14 protein-coding genes are annotated in these 15,695 nt (G+C 53.5%); 10 read left to right on the plus strand and 4 right to left on the minus strand.

Going from position 1 to position 15,695, the window contains the following annotated elements; translation table 11 throughout:
* Window position 1 precedes the first annotated feature (1 nt).
* The 3 genes from ACZRKO_RS04820 to ACZRKO_RS04830 form a co-directional block, all read right to left on the minus strand.
* Window positions 2–313: an ArsR/SmtB family transcription factor gene (locus ACZRKO_RS04820; protein WP_463736089.1), complete on the minus strand. Its 312-nt coding sequence runs from the start codon at window positions 311–313 to the stop codon at window positions 2–4.
* A gap of 150 nt (window positions 314–463) precedes the next feature.
* Complete coding sequence (locus tag ACZRKO_RS04825) at window positions 464–1,129, minus strand: DUF1345 domain-containing protein (protein ID WP_463736090.1); 666 nt, start codon at window positions 1,127–1,129, stop codon at window positions 464–466.
* Window positions 1,130–1,219: 90 nt separating this feature from the next.
* A complete protein-coding gene (locus ACZRKO_RS04830; protein WP_463736091.1) occupies window positions 1,220–2,407 on the minus strand; it encodes a NupC/NupG family nucleoside CNT transporter in 1,188 nt (395 codons plus the stop codon).
* 299 nt (window positions 2,408–2,706) lie between these two features.
* Between ACZRKO_RS04830 and ACZRKO_RS04835 the strand changes: the two genes are divergently transcribed.
* Both ACZRKO_RS04835 and ACZRKO_RS04840 read left to right on the plus strand, forming a co-directional pair.
* Complete coding sequence (locus tag ACZRKO_RS04835; RefSeq protein WP_463736092.1) at window positions 2,707–3,015, plus strand: putative quinol monooxygenase; 309 nt, start codon at window positions 2,707–2,709, stop codon at window positions 3,013–3,015.
* Window positions 3,012–4,019, plus strand: a complete 1,008-nt coding sequence (locus ACZRKO_RS04840; RefSeq protein ID WP_463736093.1) for a Gfo/Idh/MocA family protein — start codon at window positions 3,012–3,014, stop codon at window positions 4,017–4,019. The genes ACZRKO_RS04835 and ACZRKO_RS04840 overlap by 4 nt, the downstream gene beginning before the upstream one ends.
* Before the next feature lie 4 nt (window positions 4,020–4,023).
* Here ACZRKO_RS04840 and ftrA read toward each other — a convergent pair whose 3' ends face one another.
* The gene (gene ftrA, locus ACZRKO_RS04845; RefSeq protein ID WP_463736094.1) at window positions 4,024–5,034 is read right to left on the minus strand and encodes a transcriptional regulator FtrA; all 1,011 of its coding nucleotides are present in this window, start codon (window positions 5,032–5,034) and stop codon (window positions 4,024–4,026) included.
* A 128-nt stretch (window positions 5,035–5,162) separates the two neighbouring features.
* Here ftrA and ACZRKO_RS04850 point away from each other — a divergent pair, with 128 nt between their 5' ends.
* From ACZRKO_RS04850 to ACZRKO_RS04885, 8 genes are all read left to right on the plus strand, one after another.
* A complete protein-coding gene (locus ACZRKO_RS04850) occupies window positions 5,163–6,647 on the plus strand; it encodes an MFS transporter (RefSeq protein WP_463736095.1) in 1,485 nt (494 codons plus the stop codon).
* Window positions 6,648–6,917: 270 nt separating this feature from the next.
* The gene (bglF, locus tag ACZRKO_RS04855; RefSeq protein WP_463736096.1) at window positions 6,918–8,789 is read left to right on the plus strand and encodes a PTS beta-glucoside transporter subunit IIABC; all 1,872 of its coding nucleotides are present in this window, start codon (window positions 6,918–6,920) and stop codon (window positions 8,787–8,789) included.
* A gap of 44 nt (window positions 8,790–8,833) precedes the next feature.
* Window positions 8,834–10,231, plus strand: coding sequence for a glycoside hydrolase family 1 protein (locus tag ACZRKO_RS04860; RefSeq protein WP_463736097.1), 1,398 nt, complete (start codon window positions 8,834–8,836; stop codon window positions 10,229–10,231).
* 204 nt (window positions 10,232–10,435) lie between these two features.
* On the plus strand, window positions 10,436–11,761 hold the full coding sequence (locus tag ACZRKO_RS04865) for a carbohydrate porin (protein WP_463737472.1): 1,326 nt from the start codon (window positions 10,436–10,438) through the stop codon (window positions 11,759–11,761).
* Window positions 11,762–11,921: 160 nt separating this feature from the next.
* Complete coding sequence (gene bglG / locus ACZRKO_RS04870) at window positions 11,922–12,770, plus strand: transcriptional antiterminator BglG (RefSeq protein WP_463736098.1); 849 nt, start codon at window positions 11,922–11,924, stop codon at window positions 12,768–12,770.
* A gap of 228 nt (window positions 12,771–12,998) precedes the next feature.
* A complete protein-coding gene (ansP, locus tag ACZRKO_RS04875; RefSeq protein ID WP_463736099.1) occupies window positions 12,999–14,492 on the plus strand; it encodes an L-asparagine permease in 1,494 nt (497 codons plus the stop codon).
* 191 nt (window positions 14,493–14,683) lie between these two features.
* Window positions 14,684–14,881 carry a hypothetical protein gene (locus ACZRKO_RS04880; RefSeq protein ID WP_463736100.1) on the plus strand — a complete coding sequence of 66 codons (198 nt, stop codon included), beginning with the start codon at window positions 14,684–14,686 and terminating at the stop codon, window positions 14,879–14,881.
* Window positions 14,881–15,675, plus strand: coding sequence for a hypothetical protein (locus tag ACZRKO_RS04885; RefSeq protein ID WP_463736101.1), 795 nt, complete (start codon window positions 14,881–14,883; stop codon window positions 15,673–15,675). The genes ACZRKO_RS04880 and ACZRKO_RS04885 overlap by 1 nt, the downstream gene beginning before the upstream one ends.
* Window positions 15,676–15,695 lie beyond the last annotated feature (20 nt).

Consider the following 15,695-nt stretch of genomic DNA (forward strand, 5'->3'; position numbering starts at 1 on the left):
TTCACTCCATATCCTTCAGCACAGTTTTCAACGTGTCGATGCGTTCTGGCCAGAAGGCGCGGTACTTTTCCAGCCACTGGGTGATAAACGCCAGACCTTGTGAATCAACTTCATAATGCACAAAACGACCCTGCCGCTCTTCGCGCACCAGGTTAGCGTTACGCAGAATCGTGAGATGCTGGGACATGGCCGACTGGCTGATCGTCATGCCTTCCCGCAGCGCAGTAGCATTCAGGCCACCGGTCGCCAGCTTCTCGAAAATAGCGCGGCGGGTAGGGTCGGCCAGCGCTTTGAAGATATTATTTTCAGTCATGATGAAACATTAGTATCTGCTTATGTGACGCGCAAGTTTTGCCTGAGAAAAAGGAAAATATTGTGCATAAAAGCCGTGCGAAAGCTCCCCAGCGGGAGTTTCGCGCTGAGGTCAGTACGTAGCGAAAGGAAGCGGGATAGTGGGGGAGAATTAACTCATCAGTCCGGCGGCCACGTTCACCGACAGGCCTAAAATCGCCAGATTAAACACAAACGCCATGACGGACTGAATCAGCGTGATGCGGCGGACTTCCGTATTGCCGGTCGCCACATCCGCCGTCTGGCACGCAACAGCCAGCGTGAAGGAGAAGTAGAGAAAATCCCAATACTCCGGTTTTTCGATTTTATCCGGGAACAGCAGCGCCTTATGTTCCTCTGCGCCGTGCCGGTAGTAGAGATGGGCATAGTGCATCGAAAAGGCCGTAGGCAGCAGGGACCATGACACAATCAGCGTGGTGGCGGTCAGGATAAGATGAAAAGATTTTGCCGCGCCGGAGAGCTGTTTCACCGTACTCAGCTCCATGAAAATCACCAGCATACTGACCAGACAGGTGATGCTCACCAGCATCAACACCTGACTGGCACTCTCATCTTGCGCGCGGGCAATCGTGCGGATGCGCTGCGGGGCGGCCGTCATCATTAACGTCCAGATCATGATGAGATAAAGCCACGCCAGCACGTTCCAGCTGACCATCAAACGTTCAAACTGGGATAAATGCGCAGGCAGCAAGGGGAGCGAAAAATAGCAGACCACACCGGCGGCAATGGCGATCAGCAAACGGGGGCGGGTGTGAATATAGTGCTTTACGGAGAGCATAGTTAAACCTTGTGGAAAGATAATGGTTTAACTGTAGCTTAAGTGGAGTGTAAGGGCAGCAACGCGCTGCCCTTAAAGAGGGCGAGGAACTTAGCGGTAAACCAGACCGACGATAGACGCGGACAGCAGGCTGACCAGCGTTGCGCCAACCAGCAGGCGGAAGGCTGCACGGGCGACCATATTGCCCTGAACTTCTTCGATACTTTTTACCGCCCCGGCGATAATACCGACGGTAGAAATGTTGGCGAAGGAGACCAGGAACACGGACAGAATGGCGACGGTGCGGGGTTCCAGTTGGGCGATCAGATCTTTCATCTGCAACATGGCCACGAATTCATTGGCCACAATCTTGGTGCCCATGATGCTGCCTGCGGTCAGGGAGTCATGGCTGACAATACCGGTCAACCAGGCTACCGGGTAGAACAGATAACCGATGATGTCCTGGAAGCTCAGACCGACGCCGTGCAGGAAGATGGCGTTGATCATCGCCAACAGGGCGTTGAAACCGACCAGCATGGCGGCCACGATCATCGCCATTTTGAAACCTGCCATGATGTACTCACCCAGCATTTCGACAAAGCTGTGCTTGGGTCTTTCCATCTTCGGCATTTCGTTGTCTGCTTCATCAGAATACGGGTTCACGACCTGCAACACGGCGAAGGTAGAGAGCATATTGAGGATCAGCGACAGCATCACATAGCGCGGTTCCAGCAAGGTCATATAAGAACCGACAATTGACATGGAAACGGTCGAAATGGCCGTTGCTGATAAGGTATACATCCGGCGTTCATTCAGATGAGGAACAATATCTTTAATAGCGATAAAGTTTTCAGACTGACCGACCAATAATGAACTCACCGCATTAAAGGACTCCAGTTTTGGCATGCCATTAATTTTGGATAAAGCCCAACCAATACCTTTAATCATTAACGGTAAAATACGCAGGTGCTGGAGAATACCAATCAGTGCAGAAATAAAGATAATCGGGCACAGGACAAATAAGAAGAAGCTGAACTGGTTTTCATTGACCAGACCACCGAACACAAAATCAGTCCCGACGCGGGCATAGCTCATCAGGTTGGTGAATACACCCGACAGGCCAGAAATCAGGTAAACCCCAGCCTGGCTGTAGAGCAGCACCCATGCCAGCGCGATTTCAATCACCAGGATTTGCAACACATAGCGCACTTTAACACCGCGTTTGTTGTAGCTAATCAGCCAGCTTATGCCGAATACCATTATAAGGCTCAGCAGAAAATGCATTATATTTGACGCCATGAGGATCCCAGAAAGTTTGAGTGGTGTTTTAAAAGCGAACTATAACAGCAAGCTCACAAAACTCATCTGGTTTTTTCATTGTGTTTATCACAGGTAATCGCTTGCGTTCAAAAAAGCAACGAAGAAGCTCTGTTAATTTAAATAACGCCCCATGGTGGTGAGATTTCTATTACCCCGCACTGTTTTGGGGAGTGGCGACATATTAATAATATTGGCTTTTCATTTTTTTCTCTTAGAGTAAGAGCAATCATTTATGCGAGCCAGAACCTGACTTCACCTGCCGAACCCATGGAAAAATAATGTTTATACAAGGTCATTTTGTTAACGCTGAGATCCGCATCAAAGATGATGTGCCGATCAATGACGCACTTGCTGCAATCCATCAATTTTGTCTCGACATGAACAGCGAAGCCGGTTGCTCTTTTGCCATGGCATTGCAGGACAAGCAGGACCCGCGCCGTATTATACTGTGGGAACGCTATGAGAACGAAGCCGCATCGCTGCGTCACTTTGACGAACCCCATACGCAGCGGTTTATTCATTCAGGCCTCACTGAGTTTGTCGGGGCGACGCTGTGCCAGCTACCAGAACAGGAGCCTGCCGCATGACCACGATAAAACCCCTTAACTGGGGCGTGCTCGGAACCAGCTTTATTTCCGGCATCATGGCCGATGCCATTGAAAAACATGACGGCTCAACGCTATTTGCCGTGGCCGGGCGATCTCCACAGGGACTTGAGGCTTTTGTGCAGCAACATCCGGTACAGCGCCAGTATGACCACTACGATGCATTGATTAGCGATCCTGATGTTGACGTGGTGTATATCGGCCTGCCAAACCACATTCATCATGAATATGTGATTAAAGCGGCCAACGCCGGTAAAGCCATTCTGTGTGAGAAATCGCTCTCGGTGAACATGGCCGACACCGATGCCGCGCTAGACGCCGTGGCGCGTAATGGCGTGTTTTTCCTCGAAGGACTGATGTACCTGACCCATCCTTTTGCCACTCAGATAGCCACCCTTATTCGTGGCGGCGCGCTGGGGGAGATTAAATCCATCAATGCCAGTTACTGTGCGTCCATCGCCCAGTTTGTCAATCCCGACAGTAAAGGTGCGATTTACAACCTCGGTTGCTATCCGGCGTCGCTCATCCATCTGGTCATGCAAAACGCTAGTAATGACGGCCAGTGTCCGGCGTGGAACCTGACGGCTCACGGGCGGCGTAACGGCGACGATAACGTGTGTGAAACGGCAGCGGTGATTCAGTTCGATAACGGCACGCTGGCACAACTGCATTGTGCGGAAGATTACGGCATGTTCTGGGCATTTTCCGTGGCCGGTACCCTGGGGCGTATGGAGATTGTCTCCAACCCGTGGCTGCCGCAAGCGCAAGGCAACTGGATCCGCGTACTGCCTTATGAAGGCGAAGGGGATGAGAAGAATTATTCATCGGAGGCTGACGGCGATGCTTTCTATTATCAGGTGCGGCAGGTCTGGGATGCGCTGAAAGGCGGGCAGCTTTCACTGAACCGGCCAGCGGCGCGTCCGGCAGATTCCCGTGAGATCATGCGGCTCTTAACGGAATGGGAAAGTCAGGCCGTCTGCCGGTAAGGCGCTATAACGTCAGCGCACGGTGGCTGAATTGCCGGCGGTAGAGTGTCGGCGTGGTTCCCATGCGCTGGCGGAAGTGGTGACGCAACGTTTCGGGTGAGCCGAAACCAGACTGTTCGGCCACCCGGTCAATACTCAGCGTACTGCTTTCCAGCAAGGCACAGGCTTTTTCCAGCCGCACACCGAGCATCCATTCGCCCGGCGTGGTGCCGGTGGCGTCATGAAAGCGGCGTAGGAAAGTGCGGCGGCTCATGCCAGCCTCCATCGCCAGTTGTTCAATCGCCAGCGGTTTATTCAGGCGGGTGCGAAGGTCGTCCAGCAGCGGCGACAGCGTTTTGGCCGGGCCAACCGGCACTGGTTGCTGAATAAATTGTGCCTGATTTCCTTCACGGTGCGGCGGCGTCACCATGCGCCTCGCGGTACGGTTGGCGACGTCAATACCATAATCACGGCGTATCAGATGCAGGCATAAATCCACACCGGCAGCGCCACCGGCCGAGGTGATCACGCTGCCTTCATCGACATAAATCATGCCGTGTTCGACCTGAATTTTTGGAAAGCGCTGCGCCAGAGCGTGGGTGCTGTTCCAGTGCGCAGTGGCGCGTTTGCCATCGAGCAGCCCTGCGGCGGCCAGCACAAAACTGCCGGCACAAATAGACACAATTCGGGTGCCGCGTGCATGGGCTTTTTGCAGTGCGGCAATCAGCCGTTCTGTGGCCGGTTCGTCAATGCTGCGCCAGCCGGGGATCACAATAGTTCCGGCATCTTCGAGTAACTCCAGCCCGCCATCGACCATCAGCCGCACGCCACCCTGTGCGCCAAACGTGCCTTCTTCTACCGAAGCAACCTCGAGATCGTACAGCGGCTTTCCGAGCAGCTCGTCGGCGCGGCCAAAGGCTTCGACCGCAATGCCGAACTCAAAAGTGCACAAACATTCATAAGCCAGCAGCACCAGCCGCCGGTTGTGGGGCGGCATAGCCGGAAGGGGCGCGGCGATTTTAGTCAAGGCAGTCATTTTTGGCATTAAGGGCAGGGTTCGGTAAAGTTGGCATGATCTTGACGATACATGGCATCCGGGCTGATTTCCACCGTGGCGGAGTTCTTCCATGCTGGCGGTCTCTGAATGCTTTGCAGGAAATTGTTATGAAAAATCTATTGGCTCTGACCGCCGTCTGTCTGGCGGCGCTGATGTCGGGGCTGGAGATCTCAAGCGTGCCGGTGATCCTGCCGGTGCTGGAAAAACAGATGCACGCCAGCTTTAACGATCTGCAATGGATCATGAATGCCTATACGCTGGCCTGCACCACGGTGCTGATGGCAACCGGGACGCTGGCTGACCGCTTTGGCCGCAAACGAATTTTCATTATCAGTATCATCGCTTTCGGGCTGACGTCGCTGATGTGCGGGCTGGCGGGCAGCGCGGCGTGGCTCATCGCCGGGCGCTTTTTGCAGGGGCTGAGCGGAGGGGCGATGCTGACCTGTCTTATCGCTATTCTCTCGTCTCAGTTTCCCCATGGCAAAGCGCGCAGCCGGGCGTTTGCCGCCTGGGGGATCCTGTTTGGTTTCGGGCTGGGGTTCGGGCCGATCATCGGCGGCGCACTGGTAGCGCTGTTCAGTTGGCAATGGGTGTTTCTGGTTCACGTATTTATTGCGCTGCTCACGCTGATTCTGGCGGTGGGAAACGTGGTGGAATCGCGCGATTTAAACGCTCAAAAATTGGATATCGGCGGGCTTGTTACGTTGTCACTTACGGTGTTGGGCACCACGTTTCTTATCACACAGGGCAGCAGCCTCGGCTGGCAAAGCGGCGCGGCGCAGGCCATCGGCCTGGTCACTGTGCTGAGTGCCGGGCTGTTTGTCTGGATTGAGAAACGCCATCCGCGCCCGATGTTTGATTTCGGCGTCTTCCGCATCCGGCGCTTTTCCGGTGCGCTGATGGGGTCGGTGGGCATGAATTTCAGCTTCTGGCCGCTGATGATCTATCTGCCGGTCTATTATCAGGGCGGTCTGGGTTACGGCAGCGTGCAAACTGGTTTGGTGCTGCTGGCTTACACCTTACCCACGTTGCTTATGCCACCGCTGGCGGAAAAACTGGTGGCGCGATATGGCGCAGCGAAGGTGATTCCGCTGGGCCTGTTTGCCATAGGTGCGGGTTTCATGCTAATGAAATATGCAGCCGCCAGCGGCTGGACATTGCTGCCGGGGGCGCTGCTGGCAGGCACTGCGCTGGGGCTGACCAATACGCCGGTCACCAATACCACCACCGGTTCGGTACCGGGCGACCGTTCCGGCATGGCGTCCGGGATTGATATCAGTGCGCGGCTGATCACGCTGGCGATCAATATCGCACTGATGGGCAGTCTGCTGGTGGCGGGCATTGCCGCCAGCCTGCGCGGCCGCTTGCCGTTACCGCTTCAGGACGCTGATCTGTACCGGCTGGCTGAACGCATTGCTGGTGGCGCGGAGCTGGATACGGTGCAAAGCGCCGCCCGTCAGGCGCTGATCGACGGCTTTGGCGGCGTGTTAATCTATGGCGCGCTGGGTGTCTGGCTGCTGGCGCTGGCAAGCCATCTGCTCTTTAACTGGCGGGTTGGATGTCCGCAAGCATCACCCGAAGCCAAAATCTGAAGTCCGTCACAATTTAAACGTCCCGCGGAATTTGCTGCTTGTATCTGACGCGGGTTCGCAACAGAATCGCTGTCAGAAAACAGGATTGTTACTGTTAATCAGGCAAAACCTAAACTTTCTGCTTCTTCACCCCCAACGGTGGAAGAGGCATGAAGTTTAGGTTTTTTTTTGACCTGAAATCAACGACATCCTTTTACTCAGACTCTTAACGGCAATGTCGTGCACGACGCCATTTCATTCGCAAAAAAGTCATGATTACGAGATAAATTAATGGAATATAAAGTATTAGCGGAAGAGATCCTCTCAGGTGTCGGCGGTCGCGAGAACGTCAAAAGTCTGGTGCATTGCGCCACCCGTTTACGATTCAAACTCAAAGATAACAGTAAGGCGAATGCCGAACTGCTCAAGCGCAACCCCGGTGTGATCATGGTGGTCGAAAGTGGCGGGCAGTTTCAGGTGGTGATCGGCAATCATGTGGGCGACGTGTTCAATGCGATTAATCCCAACGGTGACTCAGCGGAAAACAGCGGCGCGGAGCCGGGCGAGAAAGAAAGTATATTTGCCCGCCTGATTGATGTGATATCCAGTATTTTCACGCCTTTTATCGGCATTATGGCCGCTTCCGGTATTTTGAAAGGTTTTCTGGCACTGGCAATGGCCTGCCATTGGACCACGGCGGAGAGCGGCACGTACAAAGTGCTGTTTGCCGCCAGTGACGCCATGTTCTACTTCTTCCCGCTGATCATCGGTTATACCGCCGGTAAAAAATTTGGCGGCAACCCTTTTATCACCATGATGATTGGCGGCGCGATGATGCATCCGCTGATGATATCCGCCTTTGACGCTTCAATGCAGCCCGGTGCGCCGGTGCAGTACTTCTTAGGCATTCCGCTGGTGTTTATCAACTATGCGTCATCGGTCATTCCGGTGATTCTGGCGGCATGGGCCTCCAGCTGGCTTGAGCGGCGGGTGATGAAAATCCTGCCGGGCGCACTGCGTAATTTCATCGCACCGCTGATCTGTCTGATGGTCGTGGTACCCCTGACGTTCCTGTTGATCGGTCCCGCCGCCACCTGGGCGAGTCAGCAACTGGCGCATGGCTATCTGGCGATTTACAACATCAGCCCGGTGATTGCCGGGGCGTTCGTCGGAGCATTCTGGCAGGTGTGTGTGATCTTCGGCCTGCACTGGGGCCTGATCCCACTGATGATCAACAATTTCAGTATGCTGGGCCATGACACCATGCTGCCGCTATTGTTACCTGCTGTGATGGGACAAGTAGGGGCAACGCTGGGCATTATGCTGCGTACCAACGATGCCCGAACCAAAGCGCTGGCAGGCTCTGCCGTGAGCGCCGGGATCTTCGGCATCACCGAACCTGCGGTCTACGGCATCACGCTGCCGAACCGTCGCGCCTTTATCTTCGGCTGCATCGGTGGGGCGATGGGATCGGCCATGTTGGGGTATTTCCACACCACGGCTTACTCCTTCGGTTTTGCGAATATCTTCACCTTTACACAGGTTATTCCACCGTCAGGGTTCGACGAGACGGTAACTGCCGCCATCGCCGGAACCCTGGTGGCCTTTATTTTTGCCGCGGCCAGCACCTATCTGTTCGGGCATCCTGCTAAACAGCCGGTTAACACCGAAACAGTGAAAGCCACACCCGCTAACGAAGCCCGTGAAAAAGCCGCCGTCACCAGCCCGATGACGGGCGACCTGATTGCCCTTGCTGACGTACAGGACCCGACCTTTGCCAGCGGCTTGCTGGGAAAAGGTATCGCGGTGAAACCGACCGTCGGTCAGGTGGTCGCACCGGCCGACGGGGTGATCGCCTCACTGTTTCGCACGCATCATGCTATCGGAATTGAGTGCGACAACGGCGCTGAGGTCCTGATCCACGTCGGCATCGATACGGTCAAACTCGACGGTCAGTTCTTTACGCCACACGTAAAAGTCGATGATGTGGTGAAAAAGGGCGATCTGTTACTCGAATTCGATATGCAGGGGATTGAGGCGGCCGGCTATGACCTGACCACGCCGGTCATTATTACCAATAGCGACGACTATCTGGATGTCATCCCCGCCGCCAGCGGGCAGGACGTCGCACAAAACGCACCCTTACTGACGCTATTACGTTAATACCGATCTCGTTACGTTAATTTTTATCCTTAAAGGAGGTTCCAATGAACTTACGTTTTCCTGATGGTTTCTTGTGGGGCGGCGCGGTTGCCGCCAATCAGGTTGAAGGCGCGTATCTGACCGATGGCAAAGGGCTGTCGACCTCGGATCTGCAACCTGAGGGGATTTTTGGCGAAATCCGGCAGCGTGTGGAAGGTGATTTTGGCATCAAGGATGTAGCCATCGATTTCTATCACCGCTTCCCGGAAGACATGAAGCTGTTTGCCGAGATGGGATTCACCGTGCTGCGCACCTCGATTGCCTGGACGCGCATTTTCCCTGAAGGGGACGAGACGCAGCCGAACGAAGCAGGTCTGGCGTACTACGATCGTCTGTTTGATGAGATGAAAAAGTACGGCATTACGCCGCTTGTGACGTTGTCACACTACGAAATGCCTTACGGATTAGTGAAAAAACACGGTGGCTGGGGCAGTCGTGACACCATCTGCTTCTTCGAAAATTATGCCCGCACCGTCTTCCAGCGCTATCAGCAAAAAGTGAAACACTGGCTGACCTTCAACGAAATCAATATGTCGCTGCACGCGCCGTTTACCGGTGTGGGTTTACCAGAAACGAGCGACAAACAGGCGATCTATCAGGCCATCCACCATCAGTTGGTGGCCAGTGCCAAAGCCGTGAAAGCTTGTCATGAAATCATTCCTGACGCGAAAATCGGCAATATGCTGCTCGGCGGAATGCTCTATCCGCTGACCTGCAAACCGGCTGACGTTATGGAAACCCTGCAACAGAACCGTGACTGGTTATTCTTCGGTGACGTGCAGGTGCGCGGTTATTATCCGGCATATATGAAGCGTTTCTTTAAGCAGCATAATATTGCGCTGAACGTTACCGAAGAGGATAAAGCGGCGCTGAAAGAGACTGTCGATTTTATCTCCTTTAGTTATTACATGACGGGCTGTGTAACCACAGACGAAGAGCAAAATCAAAAAGCCCGCGCTAATATTCTCAATATGGTGCCGAATCCACATCTGGCAAGTTCCGAATGGGGCTGGCAGATTGACCCGGAAGGGCTGCGCTATCTGATGAATGAGTTGTATGACCGTTATCAGAAACCGTTGTTTATCGTGGAAAATGGCCTGGGTGCGCGTGACACCGTCGAGGCAGACGGCAGTATTAACGACGATTACCGCATTCAGTACATCAACGATCATCTGGTGCAGGTGCGCGAAGCCATTGAAGACGGTGTGGAAGTGATGGGCTATACCAGCTGGGGGCCCATCGATCTGGTCAGCGCCTCTAAAGCGGAGTTCTCCAAGCGCTACGGTTATATCTACGTTGACCGTGACGACGAAGGCAATGGCACGCTGGAACGCCGCCGCAAGAAAAGTTTTTACTGGTATGCCGATATTATTAAAAATAACGGTGCCACACTCAAAGCATAATTAATCCCTCCGGCGGTTTAATGAATTTCTTCCATTAAGCCGCTATTTAAAAGTAATCAGAAAATAATATGCGACCTCTATCGCAGGGATTTCTATGCCCGGTGAATGAGCAAAAATAATAAAATGATCAACAAGGTTATAATGATGAAACCCATTCGAAAGAGACTGAATCCTGTCGCCAGTAAAACAGGCTGCGCCGTAATAATGGCCTGCTGCCTTGCCGGTCCGCTCTCCGCTCAGGCCGGTACCGCCTGGAACGGCACGGTGCTTGGCTTCGAAGCGCAGCCCGAAGGTATGCTTGGCGACATGCTGGGTATTCGCCCGATCCTGGAAAATAACGGTTTCCATTATAATCTGGGTTATTTAAGCGAATCTGCATATAACGCGGGTGGCGGATATAACCATGATAAAAAGACCGCCTATATAGATCAGTTTTCACTGACGTTCACTCAGGATCTCGAAATGTGGACCGGTATTCCTGACGCGGCCATCGAAGGTAATATTGTTAACCGTAATCATAATGACAATCTCACCACCGAACGTACGCAGGACTCCCGTGTAGCTTTCAACGATGTCGCGCAGGAGAGCTGGGGAGGGCAGTCAATCACCCGTCTGGGCTGGCTGACCTTTGCCCGCAGTTTTGACGATCGTCGCCTGCACTGGCGCATCGGCATGATGAATAAAAACCAGGACTTTGACCAGATCATCCCCTGCGACTTTCAGGTTCTGAGCCAGTGCGGTGGTAAATCAGCCAACTCCCTGACCTGGTACAACTGGAACGTGCATTATTGGGGAACCACCGTGCAGTATAAACTGACGCCGGAACTGACGCTGAAAACCGGGGTGCTGGAACAGAACCCGCAGGCCCCGGCGCGCAGCCATGCCTGGAGTTGGTCAACCAAAGGCAGCAAAGGTGTGCTGTTACCGGTGGAAGCGGAACTGAAAACCACGGTGAATGGCCTTCCCGGTATTTATAACCTCGGCGTGCTGTTTACTAATGCGCCGCAGCAGGACTTGTCTGAGGGCAAATCCCAAAGTAACGGTGCAACCGATCCCGAAGGTTATGACAGCCACGACCGCACGTGGTTTATGTATACCGGCTTTAACCAGCAGATCACGCAAAGGGACGGCGATGCGAATCGCGGCATGAGCGTCTCGTACAGCCTCGGGTTGGGCGACCCGCGCAGCAACTATATTCACTATTCTCAGGCAGCCTCGATGCGTTATCGCGGGCTGTTTGATGCCCGTCCGGATGACTGGCTGGGCCTTGGCGTCACTTACGTTAAGATGAGCGATCACTACCGTCAAAACCAAATTAATATTAATGACGTCAATCAGGTAGATGACTACGGCAATCCGCTTTACCGTCCGGTGCCGGGGCATTCCGTGAATGCTGATTTATACTATCAAATCAAGGTCAGACCGTGGCTTATCCTGCAACCGGATCTGCAATACTGGTACCGTCCGGCAGGCATTAAAGAGACGCAGGATGCGTGGGTGACCGGACTGAAGGCCATCGTTACCTTCTAAATCACGGGCAGCGGCGATCTTTATCACGTTTCAGCAAGGCATCCATTGAGGCGCCTCTGAAAACTGCTAAAATCCTCCGTTGGATTGTTACTGCTCACGCAGGCAAAACCTGATCACCCTTTACCGGGCGGTCGGGTTTTTTTGTTTTCAGGGGACGTAAATGATAATCGCCAAAATACTTAATAATAATGTGGTGGTGGTGTTAGACGATCAGCTGCGTGAGCAGGTGGTCATGGGGCGTGGGCTGGCTTTTCAGAAACAAGTGGGAGACAGCCTCGACGACAGCAAGATTGAGAAAGTGTTTGCGCTGAAAAATGATCAACTGGTGGCGAGACTTTCCGAATTACTCGGTCATATTCCGATGGAAGTGATGACCACCTGTGACCAGATCATTCAGCTGGCGAGCCAGCGGCTGGGGAAATTGCAGGAAAATCTGTACATCGCGCTGACTGACCACTGTAATTTTGCCATCGAACGGCAAAAACAGGGGGTACCTGTCAGCAATGCGTTGTTGTGGGAGACGCGCCGCCTCTACCCGAAAGAGTACGCGCTGGGGCTGGAAGCACTGGAGATGATCGACACCCGGCTCGGCGTGCGTCTGCCGGTTGACGAGGCCGGGTTTATTGCCCTGCATCTGGTCAATGCGCAGCTCAACGGTGAAATGGCGGAAGTGACGCAAATCACCAAGGTGATGCAGGAAATTCTGCACATGGTCAAATACCAGCTACGGATTGATTATGACGAAGAGTCCCTCAGTTATCAGCGCTTTGTCACGCATCTGAAATTTTTCTCCCAGCGTATGCTGAGTCGTTCCGTGGTCCCGGATGATGATCTGATGCTGCACGTCGCGGTAAAAGAGAATTATCCGAAAGCCTGGTCCTGTGCGGAGAAAATAAGTGCCTATCTGACCACGCATTATCAGCGTGAACTGAGCACCGAAGAGATCATGTATCTGTCGATCAATATAGAGCGGGTGCGCAAAGAGAGCCGCAGCGCCGAAGAACGCTAGGCTATTTTTACGCACAAAATTTTTGTCACGAATTATGACTGTTCACAATTTTACCCGACGGTTTTTTTTGCCAGTCCAGTTGAGAACGGGTAGCATCCAACGCCGGAAATATACTGATATTCAGTCAGGCTAAAAATAATACAGCGGCAAAGCCGCGTAAACGTCAGCATCTGCAATCGTTTGCCTGTAAGGATTTCAGGCATCGGGCATTTTGGAGAACAGGATCGAATGCGATTACATAGAAAGTCTGCTGAGGCAAAACAAGCCGCCAAGCGACGTTGGTTGGATTCACATGACGACGGTTATCACAAGAGTATGGGCAATCGTCAGGTTCAGATGATTGCTATCGGTGGTTCTATCGGTACCGGCTTATTCCTCGGAGCGGGTGCGCGTTTACAGATGGCCGGTCCGGCGCTGGCCATTGTGTATGCGGTGTGCGGTATCTTCTCTTTCTTCATTCTCCGTGCGCTGGGCGAACTGGTATTACACCGCCCAACCAGCGGCAGTTTTGTCTCTTACGCGCGCGAATTTCTCGGCGAGAAAGCTTCCTATGTGGCGGGCTGGATGTACTTCCTCAACTGGGCGATGACCGGGATTGTGGACATCACCGCCGTGGCACTTTACATGCATTACTGGGGCACCTTCGGTGATATCCCACAGTGGATGTTTGCCCTTGGCGCACTGGCGATTGTCGGCACCATGAATATGATCGGCGTGAAGTGGTTTGCCGAAATGGAATTCTGGTTTGCGTTGATCAAAGTGGCGGCCATTGCGCTGTTCCTGATTGTCGGCGTCGTGGTACTCGGAACAGGCAAAGAAATCGCGGGTAATGCGACTGGCCTGCACCTTATCACCGACAACGGCGGCATCTTCCCGCACGGTCTGTTACCTGCACTGGTGTTGGTGCAGGGCGTTGTGTTTGCCTTTGCCGCCATTGAGCTGGTGGGCACAGCGGCCGGCGAAACCAAAAATCCGGAAAAAGTGCTGCCGAAAGCCATTAACAGCGTGATCTGGCGTATTGCGCTGTTCTACGTTGGATCAGTGGTACTGCTGGTGCTACTGCTGCCGTGGAATGCCTATCAGGCAGGGCAAAGCCCGTTCGTGACTTTCTTTAGCAAACTTGGCGTGCCTTACATCGGCACGATCATGAATATCGTGGTGCTGACCGCTGCGCTGTCGAGCCTTAACTCGGGCCTTTACTCTACCGGGCGTATTCTGCGTTCGCTGTCGATGGGCGGTTCTGCACCGAAGTTCATGTCAAAAATGAACGCTCAGCAGGTACCTTACGCCGGGATCCTGGTCACCGTCGGTATCTATATCATCGGCGTGGTACTGAACTATTACGTGCCGTCGCAGGTGTTTGAGATTGTACTGAACGTCGCCTCGCTGGGTATCCTGAGCTCATGGGCCTTTATCGTGGTGTGCCAGATGAAACTGCGTAAAGCCATCAAAGAGGGCAAGGCCAAAGAGGTCTCCTTTAAGATGCCGTGGGCGCCGGTCACTTCCTGGCTGACATTGGCTTTCCTCGCCAGCGTGCTGGTGCTGATGGCCTTTGACTACCCGAACGGTACCTTCACCGTGGGGACTATTCCGATCCTGATCATTCTGCTGGTACTTGGCTGGTACGGTTTGCGTAACCGCGCCAAAGAAGTGAAAGCCGAACAGGTGGCTCACGAAGAAGCGCATCACGCGAGTGAAGAGAAGACGTCACGCAGCGAATAGAATAAAAATCACTGAAGGCTACGGCTGATGTGATAAGTACCAAGGGCGCGGCGTGAAAGCTGCGCCCTTTTTGCTTCATCTCTTTTCCACTATTCTTCTCTTCCCGCCAGTAACTATTCTGAAAAGTCTTTTCTCAGGTCGCATGATCCGCTTTCTTCGCTACGCTGTATGTTTACGAAAAAGGAGCACTCATGCTGAAAATCTTCCTGCGGGTCTTTTCCAGCCCGGAAAAATTTTTAGGGTTGTTCAGCGCGAACGACATTCAAGAAACCATCGAAGAGGGAGAACGCATTATCATTGATGAAAACGGCATTGCGTCGGTCAACCCATCTAATGAACAGGTGCAGCAGGACTTCACCCGTCACGTGAAAAAGATGAGCGTGCTCTGATGGCGACGGCGGTATTTATGGTACTGATGGTGTGCGGCTACTGGTACACCACGCGCGACATCTCCACGCGCTTTAAACTAAAACGTACCTTTGGCTGGGACGTCTATTTTCTGGTGGCGCTCTACGGCTGTATCTTCGTTTTGCAAGGCGTGCTGGTCATCGCGATTGTCTACCTGCTTTTGTGGGGTGTTTCCTCGGCGATTAACCATTTGCCTGAGATCCACGCGCTGAACCAGGATGTGCATTATCACCGCGACTTCATCAACTGGAGTTTCTTAGGGATCCAGGCGCCGGTGGTGATTATGCTGTGCGTCTCGGTGATGCTCTGTCTTTTCCGTACCACCTGGTCGCCGGGCCTGCGGCTTAATAGCGCCGGGCGTAAGCACCTGTATAAACAGCTGACCAGCGCTAACGGCGTGGAGGGCATTTTGTACCAGTGCATGGAGCGGGGTGACATGATTTACATCACGCTGAGCTCGCACCGGGTTTACATCGGTATGGTGCATACGGCGCGCTGTGAAACCTCGTCAACCGATAACGTAGTGGTCATCCCGATGATCAGCGGCTACCGCGACCGCCAGACCCAGCAACTGGTGGTGGAGCATAACTATGCGGCCTATTTTCAGCAGCACTGGATAACGCCGGTGTCTGAGCCGGATAATGCGCTTAACTTTCGCAAAGTGATCCTGTTTAGCCAGATAGAGTCGCTGTCGCTGTTTGACCCCGCCACCGCCTGCGGGTTTGAAAAGCTGGCACCACGGGTCAAGCAGGATATTGAACAGACAGCGCCCTGAGACAGGACGCCGTTGTTGTA

Source organism: Ewingella sp. C233, from assembly GCF_055407225.1.

What these genes read in the sequence shown, in the direction of transcription:
- ACZRKO_RS04820 (WP_463736089.1), bottom strand. Translation starts at nt 313, where the DNA reads ATGACTGAAAATAATATCTTCAAAGCGCTGGCCGACCCTACCCGCCGC.
- ACZRKO_RS04825 (WP_463736090.1), bottom strand. Translation starts at nt 1,129, where the DNA reads ATGCTCTCCGTAAAGCACTATATTCACACCCGCCCCCGTTTGCTGATC.
- ACZRKO_RS04830 (WP_463736091.1), bottom strand. Translation starts at nt 2,407, where the DNA reads ATGGCGTCAAATATAATGCATTTTCTGCTGAGCCTTATAATGGTATTC.
- ACZRKO_RS04835 (WP_463736092.1), top strand. Translation starts at nt 2,707, where the DNA reads ATGTTTATACAAGGTCATTTTGTTAACGCTGAGATCCGCATCAAAGAT.
- ACZRKO_RS04840 (WP_463736093.1), top strand. Translation starts at nt 3,012, where the DNA reads ATGACCACGATAAAACCCCTTAACTGGGGCGTGCTCGGAACCAGCTTT.
- ftrA (WP_463736094.1), bottom strand. Translation starts at nt 5,034, where the DNA reads ATGACTGCCTTGACTAAAATCGCCGCGCCCCTTCCGGCTATGCCGCCC.
- ACZRKO_RS04850 (WP_463736095.1), top strand. Translation starts at nt 5,163, where the DNA reads ATGAAAAATCTATTGGCTCTGACCGCCGTCTGTCTGGCGGCGCTGATG.
- bglF (WP_463736096.1), top strand. Translation starts at nt 6,918, where the DNA reads ATGGAATATAAAGTATTAGCGGAAGAGATCCTCTCAGGTGTCGGCGGT.
- ACZRKO_RS04860 (WP_463736097.1), top strand. Translation starts at nt 8,834, where the DNA reads ATGAACTTACGTTTTCCTGATGGTTTCTTGTGGGGCGGCGCGGTTGCC.
- ACZRKO_RS04865 (WP_463737472.1), top strand. Translation starts at nt 10,436, where the DNA reads ATGGCCTGCTGCCTTGCCGGTCCGCTCTCCGCTCAGGCCGGTACCGCC.
- bglG (WP_463736098.1), top strand. Translation starts at nt 11,922, where the DNA reads ATGATAATCGCCAAAATACTTAATAATAATGTGGTGGTGGTGTTAGAC.
- ansP (WP_463736099.1), top strand. Translation starts at nt 12,999, where the DNA reads ATGCGATTACATAGAAAGTCTGCTGAGGCAAAACAAGCCGCCAAGCGA.
- ACZRKO_RS04880 (WP_463736100.1), top strand. Translation starts at nt 14,684, where the DNA reads ATGCTGAAAATCTTCCTGCGGGTCTTTTCCAGCCCGGAAAAATTTTTA.
- ACZRKO_RS04885 (WP_463736101.1), top strand. Translation starts at nt 14,881, where the DNA reads ATGGCGACGGCGGTATTTATGGTACTGATGGTGTGCGGCTACTGGTAC.